The 16,408-nt window shown below is 52.1% G+C and carries 15 protein-coding genes; 10 read left to right on the top strand and 5 right to left on the bottom strand.

Going from position 1 to position 16,408, the window contains the following annotated elements; genetic code table 11:
- Nucleotides 1-14 precede the first annotated feature (14 nt).
- Complete coding sequence (locus KNP92_RS09900; protein ID WP_214839881.1) at nucleotides 15-530, top strand: VanZ family protein; 516 nt, start codon at nucleotides 15-17, stop codon at nucleotides 528-530.
- A gap of 292 nt (nucleotides 531-822) precedes the next feature.
- Nucleotides 823-2,133 (top strand): murein hydrolase activator EnvC family protein, encoded by a 1,311-nt coding sequence (locus KNP92_RS09895; RefSeq protein ID WP_214839880.1) that lies wholly within the window; start codon nucleotides 823-825, stop codon nucleotides 2,131-2,133.
- 34 nt (nucleotides 2,134-2,167) lie between these two features.
- On the opposite strand, the gene KNP92_RS09890 is transcribed toward KNP92_RS09895, so the two are convergent.
- The 3 genes from KNP92_RS09890 to KNP92_RS09880 all read right to left on the bottom strand — a co-directional run bounded on the left by KNP92_RS09890 (nucleotide 2,168) and on the right by KNP92_RS09880 (nucleotide 4,531).
- Nucleotides 2,168-2,365, bottom strand: coding sequence for a hypothetical protein (locus tag KNP92_RS09890; RefSeq protein WP_214839879.1), 198 nt, complete (start codon nucleotides 2,363-2,365; stop codon nucleotides 2,168-2,170).
- A 43-nt stretch (nucleotides 2,366-2,408) separates the two neighbouring features.
- The gene (locus tag KNP92_RS09885) at nucleotides 2,409-3,254 is read right to left on the bottom strand and encodes a GNAT family N-acetyltransferase (RefSeq protein WP_214839878.1); all 846 of its coding nucleotides are present in this window, start codon (nucleotides 3,252-3,254) and stop codon (nucleotides 2,409-2,411) included.
- Between the two features lie 62 nt (nucleotides 3,255-3,316).
- Complete coding sequence (locus KNP92_RS09880; RefSeq protein WP_214839877.1) at nucleotides 3,317-4,531, bottom strand: dicarboxylate/amino acid:cation symporter; 1,215 nt, start codon at nucleotides 4,529-4,531, stop codon at nucleotides 3,317-3,319.
- A gap of 209 nt (nucleotides 4,532-4,740) precedes the next feature.
- On the opposite strand from KNP92_RS09880, the gene zapA reads away from it, so the two are divergent.
- The 8 genes from zapA to KNP92_RS09840 all read left to right on the top strand — a co-directional run bounded on the left by zapA (nucleotide 4,741) and on the right by KNP92_RS09840 (nucleotide 12,264).
- Nucleotides 4,741-4,962: a cell division protein ZapA gene (zapA, locus tag KNP92_RS15795; RefSeq protein WP_024369779.1), complete on the top strand. Its 222-nt coding sequence runs from the start codon at nucleotides 4,741-4,743 to the stop codon at nucleotides 4,960-4,962.
- 8 nt (nucleotides 4,963-4,970) lie between these two features.
- Nucleotides 4,971-5,507, top strand: coding sequence for a CvpA family protein (locus tag KNP92_RS09870; RefSeq protein ID WP_034809848.1), 537 nt, complete (start codon nucleotides 4,971-4,973; stop codon nucleotides 5,505-5,507).
- Nucleotides 5,508-5,576: 69 nt separating this feature from the next.
- The gene (polX, locus tag KNP92_RS09865; protein WP_214839876.1) at nucleotides 5,577-7,286 is read left to right on the top strand and encodes a DNA polymerase/3'-5' exonuclease PolX; all 1,710 of its coding nucleotides are present in this window, start codon (nucleotides 5,577-5,579) and stop codon (nucleotides 7,284-7,286) included.
- Nucleotides 7,287-9,641, top strand: a complete 2,355-nt coding sequence (locus KNP92_RS09860; protein ID WP_214839875.1) for an endonuclease MutS2 — start codon at nucleotides 7,287-7,289, stop codon at nucleotides 9,639-9,641.
- 10 nt (nucleotides 9,642-9,651) lie between these two features.
- Nucleotides 9,652-10,062, top strand: a complete 411-nt coding sequence (locus KNP92_RS09855) for a DUF350 domain-containing protein (protein ID WP_251136448.1) — start codon at nucleotides 9,652-9,654, stop codon at nucleotides 10,060-10,062.
- Between the two features lie 161 nt (nucleotides 10,063-10,223).
- Nucleotides 10,224-10,670 (top strand): hypothetical protein, encoded by a 447-nt coding sequence (locus tag KNP92_RS09850; protein WP_214839873.1) that lies wholly within the window; start codon nucleotides 10,224-10,226, stop codon nucleotides 10,668-10,670.
- A gap of 141 nt (nucleotides 10,671-10,811) precedes the next feature.
- Nucleotides 10,812-11,756 (top strand): sensor domain-containing diguanylate cyclase, encoded by a 945-nt coding sequence (locus tag KNP92_RS09845; protein WP_214839872.1) that lies wholly within the window; start codon nucleotides 10,812-10,814, stop codon nucleotides 11,754-11,756.
- Nucleotides 11,757-11,847: 91 nt separating this feature from the next.
- A complete protein-coding gene (locus KNP92_RS09840) occupies nucleotides 11,848-12,264 on the top strand; it encodes a hypothetical protein (RefSeq protein WP_214839871.1) in 417 nt (138 codons plus the stop codon).
- 62 nt (nucleotides 12,265-12,326) lie between these two features.
- Here the strand turns inward: KNP92_RS09840 and KNP92_RS09835 are convergent, their stop codons facing one another.
- Both KNP92_RS09835 and KNP92_RS09830 read right to left on the bottom strand, forming a co-directional pair.
- Nucleotides 12,327-15,551, bottom strand: a complete 3,225-nt coding sequence (locus tag KNP92_RS09835) for an FtsX-like permease family protein (protein WP_214839869.1) — start codon at nucleotides 15,549-15,551, stop codon at nucleotides 12,327-12,329.
- Nucleotides 15,544-16,236 carry an ABC transporter ATP-binding protein gene (locus tag KNP92_RS09830; RefSeq protein WP_214830906.1) on the bottom strand — a complete coding sequence of 231 codons (693 nt, stop codon included), beginning with the start codon at nucleotides 16,234-16,236 and terminating at the stop codon, nucleotides 15,544-15,546. Before KNP92_RS09830 ends, KNP92_RS09835 begins: the two co-directional genes overlap by 8 nt.
- Between the last annotated feature and the right edge of the window lie 172 nt (nucleotides 16,237-16,408).

Here is a 16,408-nt window from a genome sequence, read left to right as displayed (position 1 = left end):
AAAGGATCGATGTTATGTACATATTGAAAAATGAATTTATTTGGATCACTCTCATTCTCGTCGGCTTATTCTTCTCGAGCGCGACACCTTATTCGGAGCAGAGCATCGTTTCACCGCTCGAACGGTTCGAATGGGGATGGGCCGAGCCGATGCTCGGAAACGTGGATTTCGATTACGCGGGTGACCCGGTCTCACTCGAGGCGAAAGGAACGGTCGGCTTGATTGAATTTTTGATTCGAAAAGCCGCGCACTTCACGGTCTTCTTCGTCCTCGGCGCGCTTTTCGTCAAAGCCGTCTCGCGTACTCGTATTCATGCTGGGCTTACGCTCTTGTTCGCTTGGGCGCTTGCGACCACGGTCGGCGTATATGACGAGTTCCATCAGAGCTTGACGCCGGAGCGGACGCCGCTCATCCAAGACGTCGTCTTAGACAGCTTCGGTGCGCTATGTGGGGTCGTGCTCCTCGGTGGCCTCTATTTAGTGAAACGGCGAAAGCGTAAGTCGCGATCAGGCTACATGATGACAAGGTAAAACAAAAATGTATAAGGTTGTTATGTGAAAAGCGCATCTAGAAGCGCTTTTCTTTTTTTATACGGAGAACTTGTGACAGAAAAATGAGCAAATCTGCCTATATACCCACGTTTTTTAAGCGATAAAACCTAAATCAGGTCAATGTAACGCGAATGAAATATAAGTGTAAAATAATTTCAGGTTTAGATTGCTATAATGAGTCTCAGAGCGAGAACGAAATCTCGTCAAAATTCGACAAAATAACGAATCTATTATAGATAGAAATACACACGACTCAGCGGAGGGAAGCACATTGGTTAACTTGAAGAAACTTGCGGCAACCGTCACTCTAGGGACTCTTCTCATCAGCGGCACGACTCCTGGTTTTGCGGCGTCACTCACAGACAAGCAAAAGAAAGTCCAGCAGCAACAACAACAAAATAGTTCTGAACAGTCAAAAGCGAACGCATCGATTCAATCGCGTGAGCAAGCAATCAGCAAAGAGCAGCAAGAGATCAACAAGTTAGACGCTGAGCTTCAAGACGTCATCAACGACGTCGCGCAAAAGAAGGCTGAGATTCGTGCGACACAAGAAAAGATTAAAGAGCTTGAAGCACAAATTAAGAAGTACGAAGCAAAAATGAAAGCCCAAGAAGAGCTCATGAAAGAGCGGATGGCGACGATGCAAAAGAACGGCGGCACGTCGATTAACTGGGCGGAGTTCATCTTCGGTTCGAAAGACTTCGGCGACTTGATCACACGCATGATCACGGCCGGCACGATCCAAGAGAACGACAAGCAAATCTTCGAAGAGTATCAAGCGACGAAAGAGAAGCTCGCGGCAGCGCAAGCGGATCTTAAAGCGGAGCGCGATACGCTCGTGAAACAAAAAGAACAACTTGAAGAGCGCAAAGCGGCACTCGATAAGAAAATGAAAGAGCGCGCAGCGAAAATCAAGAAGTTGAACGCAGAAAAAATCAAATTCGAGTCGAAATTGATGAGCTTGAAAGAGATGGAGTCAACGCTCCAAGCACAAGAAGCGTCAATCAAGGCTGAAATCGAAGCACAACGTCGTGCAGCTGAAGAAGCGAAACGTAAAGCCGAAGCTGAAGCGGCAGCGGCGGCTGCAGCGAAGAAACAACAAGCATCAAACGCGTCATCGTCATCGAGCGCGGCGGCAGCGACACCGGCAGCATCAGCACCGGCGAGCGGCGGCATGTTCCAACGCCCTGCAAGCGGCCGTCTTTCACAAGGATGGGGCGCGGCAAGCGGTGCGAACGGCTATACGTTCCACAACGGAATTGATATCGCTGGACCAGTCGGTACGCCAATCCACGCGGCACAGACAGGGACGGTCACGACTGCAGGATGGGGTGGCGCTTACGGAAACCACGTCATCGTCACGCACGTCTTGAACGGACAAGTGTGGACGACAGTATACGCGCACTTGAGCTCGGTATCGGTATCGGCCGGACAACGCGTTACACAAGGTCAAAACATCGGAGCGATGGGCAGCACAGGGAACTCGACAGGGTCACACCTTCACTTCGAGATTCACCGTGGCGGTTACTCGTACTCGTCTTCGAGCGCGGGGAACACAGTCAACCCAGCCTCATTCTTCTAAATCCTATACAAAAAGTGATCGACGAACGCGTCGATCACTTTTTTGTTGCCCGGTAACTGATGAACGTCAAGAGCGCGGCTCCGATGACACTCAGCCAAAGTGTGTCCCAATTCGGGTCGTCAAGGACGCTCCTGCCCCCGACGATGAGCATATACGTAACGACCGAACCGACGAGCACGCTTACTAAGATGAGACGTACCCGTTTCGGGATTTGCTGCCACCAATGACTCATAAAAAATCGCCTCCACCTAGTAGTATAGGGGAGGCGGAGCGATTCATCTAGCGAGCCGGATCCAAGCCGATTCCATGATTGGTTCATAGCCGACCTCTTGGTAGATCTTATTCGACGTCGGATTGGTCAAATCGGTGTAGAGCGTACAGAACTGTTTTGTCTTCAAGAGCTCCCGGCTGAGCTCGGCGACGAGTGAACGGGCATATCCCTTTCCGCGCTTCTCAGGCACCGTATAGACGAACGAGACGGTGATGCCGTTCTCCGTCGGACGTGAGCGTTTGGCGCATGAGACGGGCGTACTGTTGACTTCCCAGAGGACGACGTCATCGTTCTCGATCATCATGGTGACGGTGCGAATGACTTTCTCTGTCTCAGAAGGGGCGAGTCCCGAATCTTGTTCGAAGCCCCGATACCAGTCCTCGAGTAGTGCTTGATCGTCTGTCGTCGCATAACGCATCACGCCTTCTGCAATCAAGATGTCGTTCACGTGGTCGAGTCGATACAGGCCTTGTGCCATAAAAGGCGAGGCGTCTTGACCCGTCTGTTCACGCCAACGAGCAGCGAACGCCTCGGCGTGTACGCGTTCCGACACGATTTCAGTGAACGGAATGTCCCGGTCTAGTAATGCTGAAACCGCGATCGTATGGACGTCTTGCGCACGAGAGGTGTCCACGATGACATAGTTGAGTGGATGTGGCGGCGTGACTTGCATGATGGCGAGCAGACGCCCGTCGTCCTCGACCGTCATTTGATGATAGGTAGGGTATACCCCGCGCTTTATATTTTCAAGGATGCCAATCATCAGACTGTGTTCGGCTTCTCGCTTCATCAACTCCGGCAAGACGCGTTCCGCGAACGCGTCGGGATTGTCCCAAATCGTAAATTCCATATAGCTTCCTCCTTTTTATGTAAGAAAAACGGGCAAACCGTGAGGCTTGCCCGTTGAGCACGTTATGCGATTTCTTCGCGTGCTTTTGGATCGTCAAGAAGTTTCGTATGACGTTTGAAGTAATGGACGATTTTTGCGATGGCACCGTCACCTGTGACGTTCGTCGCAGTCCCGAAGCTATCTTGCGCCAAGTAGAGCGCGATGACTAAGCTCTGCATCGTCGCATCGAAGCCAAGAATCGAACCGAACAGTCCGAGTGAGGCCATGACGGCTCCGCCAGGGACACCAGGTGCTGCGATCATCGTCACGCCGAGGGCGAGGATGAACGGAAGCACGATTGCGTACGACATTGGCATGCCGTTCAAGTACATGAGGGCGACACCGACCGATGTGAGCGTGATTGTCGACCCTGACAAGTGGATCGTTGCACAGAGTGGAACGACGAAGTTCGCAACGCCTTCATCGACGTTGTTTGCTTTCGCTTGGCGAAGCGTGACCGGAATCGTTGCAGCCGATGATTGCGTCCCGATGGCTGTGAAGTAAGCCGGCATCATCGTCTTAAGCAACTTGAGCGGGTTCTCTTTGTTGAGGCCCCCTGCGATCGAGTACTGAATCATAAGCATTGTCAAATGAAGGACAATGATTGTGACGAAGACGAGCGAGAACACCGAGAGGATCTCAGCGACTTGTCCGGCATACGTCATGTTCATGAAAATTCCGGCGATGTGGAACGGTAAGAGTGGAATGATAACTTTGCTGATGACGAGCTCAATGATATCGCGGAAATCCATGGCAAGGTCGAGCGAGCGCTTGCTTTCGATTGCGGCAATCCCGATGCCGATGACGAAAGCGAGAACGAGTGCAGTCATGACGCCAAATACAGGTGGAATCTCGAAGTTCAAGAAGCCGCTAAGCAATGCTTCTTCTGGGTTTTCAGCGGATCCTGTGTTCCGTGACAAAATCTGTGGGAACAGGTTGCTTGTCGCGAAGTAAGCGAGTGTACCGGCGACGATTGTCGACAAGTACGCGATGACGGCTGTCAAGCCGACGAGTTTTCCTGCCCCTTTACCGAGCTCCCCGATGCCCGGAATGATAAAGGCGAGAATGATGAGTGGGATGGCGAAGCCTAAGAACTGCCCGAAGATTGTGTTGAACGTGACAAATGTCCGTACAATCCAGCTCTGACTTTCTGGCACGAGGCTCCCGATTAAAATACCAAATGCGATCGCGATGATGATGCGACCAAGAAGACCAATGCGTAATTTCAAAAAAATCATCCTTTCTTAATGTGTGAATTGTTGCTATTTTCGCACATTTCCAGTGAGGTTGCCACCCTATCTTTCATAAATGAGAGAAGATTGACGTTTAACAACTTTCGAATAGGGTAACATAAATTGTTGTCGTACAAAAGGGGAGGCTTCTTCTTTTCCTAATATACAATCGATGTTATGATTAATTTTGAATAGACGTAAAGGAGGGGTGACGCGTGCAGGTACAACGAACAACGATCCACATCGCGGGTCAAGACTATACGATCGTGAGCGAGGAGCCAGCTGATCATGTGAGGGAAGTCGGTTTTCTCGTCGATAGTAAAATCCGTGAGATTCGTGAACAGTCCCCTCATTTAGACGCTCGTCAGGCGGCCGTTCTCGCCGCCATCCAAATCGCGAGCGATCACGTCAAATCTAAACGAAACACGGGAGAATAAATCACTTTATGGTTACTCTACTTATACTGTTTTTCTTGTTTATCGGAATCGTCAACGGTTTTCGCCGCGGCGCGATTCTACAGCTCGGCCACTGGGTCGCGCTCATCATCAGTTTCTTTGTTGCCAATGCCTACTACCGAGATTTAGCCGAAGCGTTCAAGCTCTGGATTCCGTATCCGTCGCAACTTGACGGAACGCTCCCGGGTGGCGTGCTCGACTTGAACTCGCTCTCAGGCATTGAGATGACGTTCTATAACGTCTTTTGGTTCGTCGTCTTGTTCGTCATCACGAAGCTCGTCTTGCATCTCATCTTATCGATGCTCGACTTCTTGACGGACTTGCCGATTTTACGTCAATTGAAAGGAATCATCGGTGCCGTACTCGGATTCCTCGAGTCGTACGTCATCACGTTCTTCATCCTTTGGGTGATCGCGTTCGTCCCGATGGCCGGTGTACAAAACGCCGTCGACAATTCGTCGCTTGCGACATTCATCATTCAAGATACACCGTATCTTTCGGAATGGTTCTCGAACAAGATGCTGTGACACGACAGGCCGGAATGCAAGCAAGTGCTTGTGTCTCGGCCTTTTCTGTATAGAGAAGGGGGAAAAGTCATGAATAAAGTAGAAGCGATGATGCTACTCGAAAAGATTGCGCAATATATGGAAATCAAGGGGGAGAACCCGTTCAAAATCAACGCCTTCCGGAAAGCCGCGACGGCGCTCGAAAACTCAGAGCTTGAACTCGACGACATCGAGGATTTGACGACGATCTCAGGGATTGGCAAAGGGACGGCGGCCGTCCTCGAAGAATGGCGGGATACGGGCCGGAGTGAGGTGCTCGAGTCGCTCCAAGCAGAGATTCCGTTCGGTCTGATGAAACTGCTTAAAATTCAAGGGCTCGGGGGCAAGAAGCTCGCACAACTTCGCGAAATTGGGGTCGTCGACTTGGAGTCGCTCATCCGCGTCTTAGAAGACGGTTCGGCTTCCGAGCTCCCGCGCTTCGGTGCGAAGAGCGTTGAGAAGTTACTCGCCGCAGCGAAGAACCTCGAGTCGCGCCCGGAGCGCCTTTCATATGCGATGATGCGTCCGGTCGTCGAAGAAATCGAGACCGTGCTTGAAGCTGAAGTACTTGTGCTTCGCCATTCGGTCGGCGGCAGCTTCCGCCGGGCAGAAGAGACGTGTAAAGACTTAGACTTCATCATCGCGACCGAGGAACCGGTCGCCCTCCGTGACAAGTTGCTCGCCCTCCCGTTCATCAACGAGGTGATCGCGGCCGGCGAGACGAAAGTGTCGCTCGTCCTCGAACGCGAGGAGATGGTGTCGGTCGACTTCCGCATGGTCGAACCGGGCGCCTTTGCCGCGACGCTGCATCACTTCACCGGCTCAAAAGACCATAACGTCCGCATGCGCCAGCTCGCCAAAGCAAAAGGCGAGTCGATTTCCGAGTACGGTGTCGAGACGAAAGACGGCCTCTGGCAACCGGAGACGGAAGCGGAGCTGTTCGAGCGCTACGGTCTGCCGTTCATCCCGCCTGAGTTACGAGAAGGACATCCTGAATTTGAGCATGACCTCTCGAAACTCGTGACCCTCGACGACATCAAAGCCGACGCCCACATGCATACGGTCTGGTCGGACGGGAAGCTCACGGTCGACGAGCTCGTCGCGGCGATGAAGGCCCGCGGCTATGAATGGATCGCCATCACCGACCACGGTAAGTATATGACGTTCGTCAACGGGTTGACCGAGGAACGGCTCGAGGCGCAAGGGGAAGAGATTCTCGAGGCCGCGAAGAAGCATGAGATGTACGTCCTACGCGGCGTCGAGATGGATATCCGTCCTGACGGTACGCTCGACTACGAGCCAGAATTTTTGGCGACGCTCGACTACGTCGTCGCCTCGATTCACTCGAAGATGGACCAATCGGTCGACGAGATTATGGCCCGGCTCGAGAACGCCTGTCGTTCGCCGTACGTCAACGTCATCGCCCATCCGACGGGTCGACTCATCGGACGTCGTGACGGGTATCCGATTGACGAGGAGCGCTTGATCGTCCTCGCGAAAGAGACGGGCACGGCGCTCGAATTGAACGCCAACCCGAACCGACTCGACTTGACGGCCTCAACGCTCAAGAAAGCGAAGGCGGCCGGCGTCAAGCTGATGATTAACACCGACACACACCACCCGGACATGATGGAAGATATGGCGCTCGGCGTCTTACATGCACGTAAAGCCTATCTCGAACCGTCCGACATCATCAACTGCCTCTCGTTTAAGGATGCCAAGGCGTTCTTCGACGCGAAGCGACAGAAAGGAACATGCTAGATGGATCACGCGTTACGCGTTTTAGAATATGAAAAATTGCGACAACAACTCGCCGCTCACGCTGCGAGCTCACTTGGGAAAGACCGGGCGCTTTCGATGCAACCCGATTATTCCTACGACCGGGTGCTCGCCAATTTGAATGTCACGAAAGAGGCGACCGAGGTCGTCCGTCTCCGGGACCGACTTCCGCTCGGTGGCCTGACCGACGTCCGTGCCGAAGTGAAACGGGCCGCCATCGGCTCGGTGCTCTCGACGAGCGAACTGCTCGCCGTCGCCGCCGTCATGTACAGCGGCCGGCAAGTGAAGAACTTCTTCGAGAAGCTCCACGAGGACAATGAGGACCTCCGTATCCCGCGCCTCGACGAGTATGCGGAGCGCTTGACGAAACTGATCGAAGTCGAGCAGTCGATTCGCCACGCCATCGATGATCAAGGAACGGTCCAAGACTCGGCGAGCTCACAACTGCGCGGACTCCGGACCCAGCTTCGTAGCTATGAAGGTAGTGTCCGTTCCCGCATCGACAACATCCTCCGCAATAACGCCAAGATGTTGTCGGACGCCATCGTCACGATTCGGAACGACCGTTACGTCGTCCCGGTGAAACAAGAGTACCGCCAAGCGTTCGGCGGAATCGTCCACGACCAATCGGCTTCTGGTCAGACGCTCTTCATTGAGCCGCAGGCGATTGTCTCGATCAACAACGAGATTCAGGAAGTGCGCTTGAAAGAGCGCGCCGAGATTGACCGTATCTTGAGCGAGCTGTCGAACCTCGTCGGGGGTGTCTCGGATTCGGTCGTGACGAACCTTGACGTGCTCGCCACGCTCGACTTTGTGTTCGCGAAAGTTGCGTATGGCCATGAGTTGAAGGCGACCGAGCCGAAGTTGAACGACGCCCGGGAAATTAAGCTGAAACAAGCGCGTCATCCGTTCATCCCTCGCGACGAGGTCGTGCCGATTACAGTCGAACTCGGCGAAGCGTTCACCTCGCTCGTCATCACCGGTCCAAACACCGGCGGGAAGACGGTCACACTCAAGACAATCGGTCTGCTTCAGCTCATGGTACAGTCCGGTCTTTACGTGCCGGCCGAGTTCGGGACGGAGCTATCTGTCTTTGACGCCATCTATGCCGATATCGGGGACGAGCAGTCAATCGAACAGAGTCTCTCGACGTTCAGCTCGCATATGACGAATATCGTCAGTATGCTCGACAAGATCGACTTCATGTCGCTCGTCTTGTTTGATGAGCTCGGTGCCGGGACCGACCCACAAGAAGGGGCCGCACTCGCCATCGCCATCCTCGACGAAGTGAAGCGGCGCGGGGCTCGCGTAGCTGCGACGACACATTACTCGGAACTGAAGGCGTACGCCTATAACCGGGAGGGCGTCATGAACGCCTCGATGGAGTTTGATATCGAGTCACTCAGCCCGACGTACCGTCTGTTGATCGGTGTGCCGGGACGCTCGAACGCGTTCGAGATTAGCCGTCGCCTCGGGTTGTCAGAGGATGTCATCGACAAGGCACGGAGTCACGTCGGCACTGACGCCGAGTCAGTCGAATCGATGATCAACGAGCTCGAGTCGGCGAAACAACGCGCCGAGCAGCTCGAACAAGAGTTGCTCGTCAAGCGCCACGACCTTGCAGAAGAGCAGGCGGCGTTCGAGGCGAAGATGAAGGAGTTCGAGAAAGAACGCGATACGATGTTTAGCGAGGCCGAGGCGAAAGCCGACAAAGCGGTCGAGCAGGCGAAGCGTCAAGCGAACGAAGTGATCGACCGCTTGAAGAAGCTGCGTGAGCAAGGCATCGTCAAAGAGCATGAGATTATCGCCGCGAAGAAAGAACTCGAATCGGCGAAACCGACGCTCCAAGATAAAAAGATCCAAAAAGTGAAACAAAAAGCACAACAAAAACGTACGTTCAGTAAAGGCGAAGAAGTGAAAGTGACGACGTTCAATCAAAAAGGGTATATCGTGAACCAGATCAACGACAACGAGTACAACGTCCAGGTCGGGATCATGAAAGTGAACGTCAAAGCGGACGACCTTCAGAAAATTGGGCCGTCAAAAGAGCAACCGCTCAAAGCGAAAGGCAGCTCGCTGAAGCGCCAGAGCACGACGAAGTCGGAGCTCGACTTGCGTGGGGTCCGCGTCGAAGAAGGACTTTCACGCCTAGACAAATATATCGACGAGGCGCTCGTGTCCGGCTATGACAACGTCCGCATCATCCACGGCCTCGGTACGGGCGCGATGCGACAAGCGACGCAAGAGTTCTTGAAAGGGCATCGCCACGTGAAGAGTCAACGCCCGGGCGGTATGGGCGAAGGTGGACTCGGGGTCACGGTCGTCGAGTTGAAGTGAGGGTATGGTAATGGGGAACGTATCGTTTAACGTGATGCTCGAGTCGTTCGGTCTGTATACAATCGCCGGGCTCATGATTGTCGTGGGGCTCGCGATTTTTGAAGTGACGACACCGTACAGCAATTGGCGCGAGATTCAAAAGGGGAACGTGGCCGTTGCACTCGCGACAGGCGGGAAGGTCGTCGGTCTTGCCAACATCTTCCGTGTCGTCGAGAGTCATCATGATCGGTTGATCGACATTTTGGTCGGCGGGGGCTTTGGCTTCTTTTTGCTCCTCGTCACGTATTGGTTGTTTGAATTTTTGACGCCGTCGTTGAAGGTGAACGAGGAGATCGGGAAAGGGAATATCGCCGTCGGACTTTTGGCGTTCCTCCTCTCAATCGGTGTCTCGCTCATCGTCGGTGCGGCATTAGTGAGGTGAAGACATGGTATATGAACGATTAGCGAAGATTCTTTTCATCGGCGCCGGTCTGTTTTTAGTGGCCGCAGCGCTATGGTTTATCTTTTATTGAGGGAAAGCGACGTCTGCGGACGTCGCTTTTTTTGAAAGGGGGAGCTAGTTTGGGCATCGATTTGAATTTTTTGATGACGACCCAGGGTTATCAGCTCGACGTCGAGTCGTTTCAGATGAAAGACGAGATGTACTATCCGCTCGAATGGACGTGTTTCGGGGCGGATGACGCGACGAGGCTACTAACATGGGATGCTGAACGTGACCGGATTCGCATTCGTTTCGAACAGTACGCCGTTTTTCTCGGGGCATTGGAAGAGCATGGGTTAGATGAAGCGGGACTTCACAATGCTTATCCGGTCGTGAAGTTGAATTCCTCTCGCTTCACGCAATTCGCAGCAGAACATATGGCGACCGAACGCATCAACTCGGAGCGAGGGACGCTAGGGCATTACGTAATCCGCACATTTGAGCAAGAGTTCCACGTTTTAGCATATGAAGATCCGAGTGTAGAAGATTTAGGGAAAGTCGGAGATGTAGGCGTAGTTGTAGAGGTCGTGGACGACGACATGATTTAAAAAGATGGGAACGATTTACGTCCTATATTGCCTCCTATATGAATATGAATCGTTTCCTATGTTAAAATTAGTAAATGAATAAAAAAGATAATGGATTAAAAACATGGTTAGAAAGAGAACGGAACTGTCTGGAGGCGCTGTATGATGACACAAGTAGAAGAATTAAAGATGTATGAAAGCTTTGACGAGTTAGCCAATGATGTACTCGATCTCGCAAAAGAAATATTACCTGAACAATTGTTTTATCTGTCTGCATTTAGCGACACCCAGCAATTCGTTTTAAAACTTTCAAATGAAAAATCCAGCATTCTTATAAAAGAAGGGATGGTTGTCGATTTAAACAATTCGGTCTGCAAACGAATTGATTTTGAAACGAATCAGCCATTGATTTATGAAGACGTACAACAAGATTGTCCGATCGATGAAGTGAAAGGGCTCCTCGATGGAGTCAATATTCAATCCTATTTAGGGATTCCGATTTCCCTCACGAACGGTGAAAAGTTTGGGACGTTGTGTGCCGTCAATGATGAAGCGAGCCTGTTAGACCGTAAGAGTATCAACTTACTCCAGCGGATCGTCAAATTGTTCTCGTATTATTTGGAACTCGAGCATTACGTGTGGCGAGACATGTTGACGGAACTATACAATCGACGTTATTTGACGAAGTACTTCGATGGACAGTGTAATCAAAGTGGCGCAATCTTTTTCCTCGACCTCGATGGCTTCAAAAAGGTGAACGACACATACGGTCATGATGTGGGAGACCTCGTCTTGAAGGAAGTGGCATCGCGACTGCAACGGATTGTGAATCAACAAGAAGAGGCATTTGCTGTCCGCCTCGGTGGCGATGAGTTCGTGCTACACTTTTCTCAATCCGCAACGCAAGTGGAATGGAGCCACCTCGCGAACCAAATCATCGAGGAGTTGAGCGCATGGGAAACGGTCTATCACGTCTCGACGAGTATCGGCATCGTCACCTATACGCGAGACGAACAGACGAGACTCGATACGCTTTTGAAACAAGCAGACGACGCTCTTTACCGAGCGAAATCTTCAGGAAAACGGAATTATAAATTTGGTAACTGACACCGTTTTATAGGGGAGTCATTTAACAAAGTGGTAAGGAGGATGAATCATTACAAAATATCTATTACTCGTTAGTCTGTTCATTGGACCTATGTTAACGTTGACCGCTTGCGGTGGAACGGACACGGTCGAAACGATAGACAATCGACCGGTCGTTCATTTCGATGCCGCTTCAATCATTTCGACAGCACGCGATCATCAAATCAAGATGCTCACGCTATCGAGTATCCCGACAGATGTTGTCGCAATTTCTGGAGCGGTTAGAGAATTGCAGGGCGTGCAAGTAGACAACGAGACGTATGTAGCCGAACTGGAAGGCTTGCGGCATGAGAATTCCTCGGCCGATGAGTTTAAAGACCTCGTTGTCGAATATTTAGAAGCGGAAAACGCGTATATCAATCAAACCATCGAGGCCTTATACGGTGGAGACACGAGCCGTCCAAGTCGATTCTCGATGGAGTCGCTCTATTCAAGAGTAAATGCAAAAGTGTCAGAGTTTCGATATTAGCCGAATTAAGTGAATGCATACAAAGGAGCGTCATCCCAGCCTGGGATGGCGCTCCTTTCTGTTTACGGCACATCAATTTTAACGGTATACACTTTCGGCATGGCGCCGCTTGAAGCATACAAAACGAGCGTTTTCTCTTTCTCTGGAACGAGGAAGACTAAATCGATTTCAGATTTCTCGCCTGGTGTGTAAATGAATCCACCGCGAAATGCTTTCTTGTTATGGTTGACCATGTCGACCGGACTGTACTCTGTGCCGTCTGGCGTGTACATGCGGAAACCGTTCGGTCGATAGTCCATCGTGCCACCATATTGATCATCCTCATTAAAAAGAGAGATGGGTAGGCTGACAAATCGTTTTCCATCTTCCGGTTCGGTCCCATCTGGTGAGGTGAAGGTTGGTTCGCCGACTTGGAATTCACGTTTCTTCATGTTCGGGTCCCCGATATACGTTTGGAACGTACCGAGGTTCATGATTTTTTGAAGGTCATCTTGTTGTGGTGTGGTGGCTTTGGCTTCTTTCGGTTTATCCTCTTTTAGATCGGCCTGTTTCGCACCGGTCGTCTGTGCGGTCGGAGCTGGTGTCGTCGTCGCTTCCTCCGTCACCGGTCTCACTTCAGGTGACGTGAAGACGAACAAACTGATGATCCCGACGACGAGCGCGGTCGCGGTCGTCCCGAGGACGAGACGGAACCGTTTCTCGACTTTCTTCTGGTTGACGACGTGTCCGCCGATGGCTTCGGCCGGTGTGATGCGGACGGCCCGTTCCGCCGGGAGGAGTGCCCCGAGGACACCGGTCACGACTGGGATGAGGAGGGTCGCGAACAGAAACGGCAATTCGGACGTCGGGAACTGTTGATACATGACGGTGACGATGATGATGGTCACTGTGACACCGAGTAGTCCGGCGAAGAATCCAGTCAACGCACCTTCCGTCAAAACGAGACGACGGATGGACGTGTTCTGCCAACCGAGCGCTTTTAAGACGGCGAGTTGTGGTTTTCGTTCGGAGACGTTTTGCCACATGATCTCGGTCGTCGTCAGCATGGCGATAAGCAAGGCGACCCCCATGGCGACGTAATGCATCGTCCCGACTTCAAGGGCGACGAACTCGCCAATCCATGTCGTATACAAGACCCCTTGGAGGCGGAATGTGACGAATAGGAAGAAACCGAACAGACTCGTCGGTAAGGCGATGGCGAGAATGGATAACGTCGTCCGCGGCCAATACGTCACGAGCTGGTTCAAGCTCATGCCGACGCTCGAGCGGGAACGGAGCAGGCGACGTCCTTTCGACACTTCCCCTGATTGCATCGTCTCATACGGTTTGATGCGTCGGACGAGTCGAATCGGGATGAGTGTCCCGAGCCAATAAATCAACAGACCGGCCAAACCGATTAATAGGATGCGGGCAATCGACGTCGAGCCGGCTGCCGTCCATAGGAACGTCCCAAGAATCATCCATGAGATGAGTGCGACCATCGAACCGAGAATCGTCGCCTCTAGGAACAAGAGCTTCGACAGTTGGTTCGGCCGCCAACCGAGCGATAACAGAATGGCAAACTCTTTCTTTCGCGCGTACAGCATGATGATATTCGAGCTGAACACATACAGCATCGCGACGAGGATGACGCTCGCGACGACGCCGGAGAAGCCGAGTTTTGCTTCTTGGAAAATCGTGATTGACGATCCAAGTTTAATCCACGGTTGTTGAATCCATCCGAGGGCGCTCTCGCCTTTGAGTCCTGGCAAATAGGTGACGGCATATTGTGGAGACGAGCCGAGTGTGACGTCCGTGATGAGACCGGTCTTGTCTTCAATCTCTTTAGCGACCGCTTGGAGCTTCGCTTCACTTTCTTCGTTTAAGACGTCGACGCCTTTCACGTTGACGCGAATCGCCGAGATGGCTTTGTCACCGGCGATGGCGAACGCTGCGTCGAGTGTCGTCAACATCGACGGTGGTTTCGTCAAGAAGCTGTACGGGTTGTTCGTTGGCTTGACGGTCGTCGGTGGGTTGACCGGTTCGTCTTTCGAGTTCATGACCCATTCGGCACTGGCCGGGAAATACGTCTCCATCGGCAGTTCCGTCAACGGATCTTTCGAGAGCTTCAGTTTCGATGGATCGAACAAGCCAATATAGTCATATTTCACTTTCGGCACATCGTTGAGGTCTTCCGCGTATTTATTTGACTTGCGATACATGCTTTCTTGGCCATAACTTACTTGGCCTTCAGCGACGAACGGTTTGATTTGATACGAGTACGGCCACCGTTTCGGGAACGGGCTCGTCACGCCTTCATAGACGAGCGGTGACGCCTTCTCAGCGATCCACGTATATTCCACGGTGAGACGAGGGTCTTGCGGCTGTGGTGTCCCTTCTAAAATGTGTTTCGTGATATTGTCGTGCATTTGTTGCGCTGTAAAGTCGTATGAGGCGACTTCCGTCCCTTTCAAGCTATCGAGGTATTCATCTTTTCCTTGATTGAGATACGTTTTGATAAACGCCTCTTGATCGCTCGTATCGACATCGACTTCTTCGATGGTGTAGTTGATCGAGGCGTCGACGTAGTCTTTTGAACTCATCAAAATCGGAATGGTCGTGATGTCTTCATCGTAAGGCTCTGGGACATCCTCTTCGTTGAAGTAACGACTGAATGCTGTCGCTTGGACGGCATCGTCTAACCCGACGAGTTTCGCTTCGGCGACCGGGTCAATTCCAGCCAACATGACATCGCTCCCGTAAGAGAGGGGAAACTCTTCATACAGGGCGGTCGGACCGATTCCGATGTGGGTCGAATTACCGTTCGGCATCCAGCCGACCCAGAAGTAGGCTTTCAAATCTTGAAAATCATTGATTTTTTCAATGCCCGTATCGATCAGTGTGTTCATCTTGAGGCGATAAAGACCAGCTTTATCAAACGTATGCGTTTGCGTGAACGAGCTCGAATATGTCGACCCAATCATCGCGATCGGTGCGGCGACATCGACGTCGGCAATCTGTTGAATCGTCTCGTATTGTTCGCGCGTGATCCCGCCTTCGAGCCCGCTCATATAGTTCGGTTCGAGCAGGTTCAAATCCTCGGTCACGCTGCGGCTGCCTTCCGGCCGGACGACGATGTGATACGACGAGTCCCAACGTTTTTGGAGCTCGTTGACGACCGTCCCGTTGTTCGCCTGCGTCACGCCGAGAAGATAACTGAGCCCGGTACTGACGATGAGCATCCCGACCATGAGCAGGATGAACCGTTCCTTATTCCGCCACCATGAGTTCCAGATGAACTTAAGCATGATGGACGTCGCTCATGGCGACGACCTGCCCGTCGCGCATCTCGATTTTTCGGTTCGCCCGGTCGGCGAGCTCCGGGTCGTGCGTGACGAACAAGACGCCGCAGCCGTTGTCCCGGTTCAGACGCGTCAACAAGTCGAAGATGATATCACCCGTATGGGTGTCGAGGTTCCCGGTCGGCTCATCCGCGAGTAGCCACTTCGGACGGTGGATGAGGGCGCGGGCGACGGCGACCCGTTGTTGCTGACCGCCGGACAGTTGCGACGGCAGTGAGTTCGCCTTGTCGCTCAAGCCGACTTCTTTCAACAGTTCGAGTGCCCGTTCTTCTCCGTCATAATCGACTTTGCGTCCGAACAGCGGTGCCATGACGTTCTCGAGTGCCGTCAACGTCGGAATCAAGTGGAACTGTTGGAAGATGAAACCGATGTTGTCGAAGCGGAAGTCGGCGAGCTGTTTTGCGGACAAGGTCGAGATCGGTTCGCCGTTAAATAAGAGTGTGCCATCGGTCGGACGATCGAGTGTGCCGATTAAACTGAGTAAGGTCGATTTCCCTGAACCGGATGGACCGATAATCGAGATGAAGTCGCCGTGGGCGAAGTGGAGGTTCACATCGTCGAGCGCGAGCGTCGCGATATCACCGTTATCAAAGCGTTTCGTCAGATGTTTGCATTCAAAGTCATAGGCCATAAAAATCATCCTTTCTGTAGTTGTGATAAGTAGTATTAAATATGTAAGAACACAAAATATTCTGACTGTTTATTCAGAATAAAGGAAAAGTTTTCCTTGGGAAAGCTAGAGGATTATTTGTTGGGGTGAAGGATAATCGAGCAGAGTAGGGAAAAGGTTGTTAGAGGGACTT

This window comes from Exiguobacterium sp. s122 (assembly GCF_018618475.1).
GTDB classification, from domain to species: domain Bacteria; phylum Bacillota; class Bacilli; order Exiguobacteriales; family Exiguobacteriaceae; genus Exiguobacterium; species Exiguobacterium himgiriensis.
Note: the sequence above shows the minus strand (reverse complement) of the source record. Positions and strands in the feature narration are given on the sequence as shown.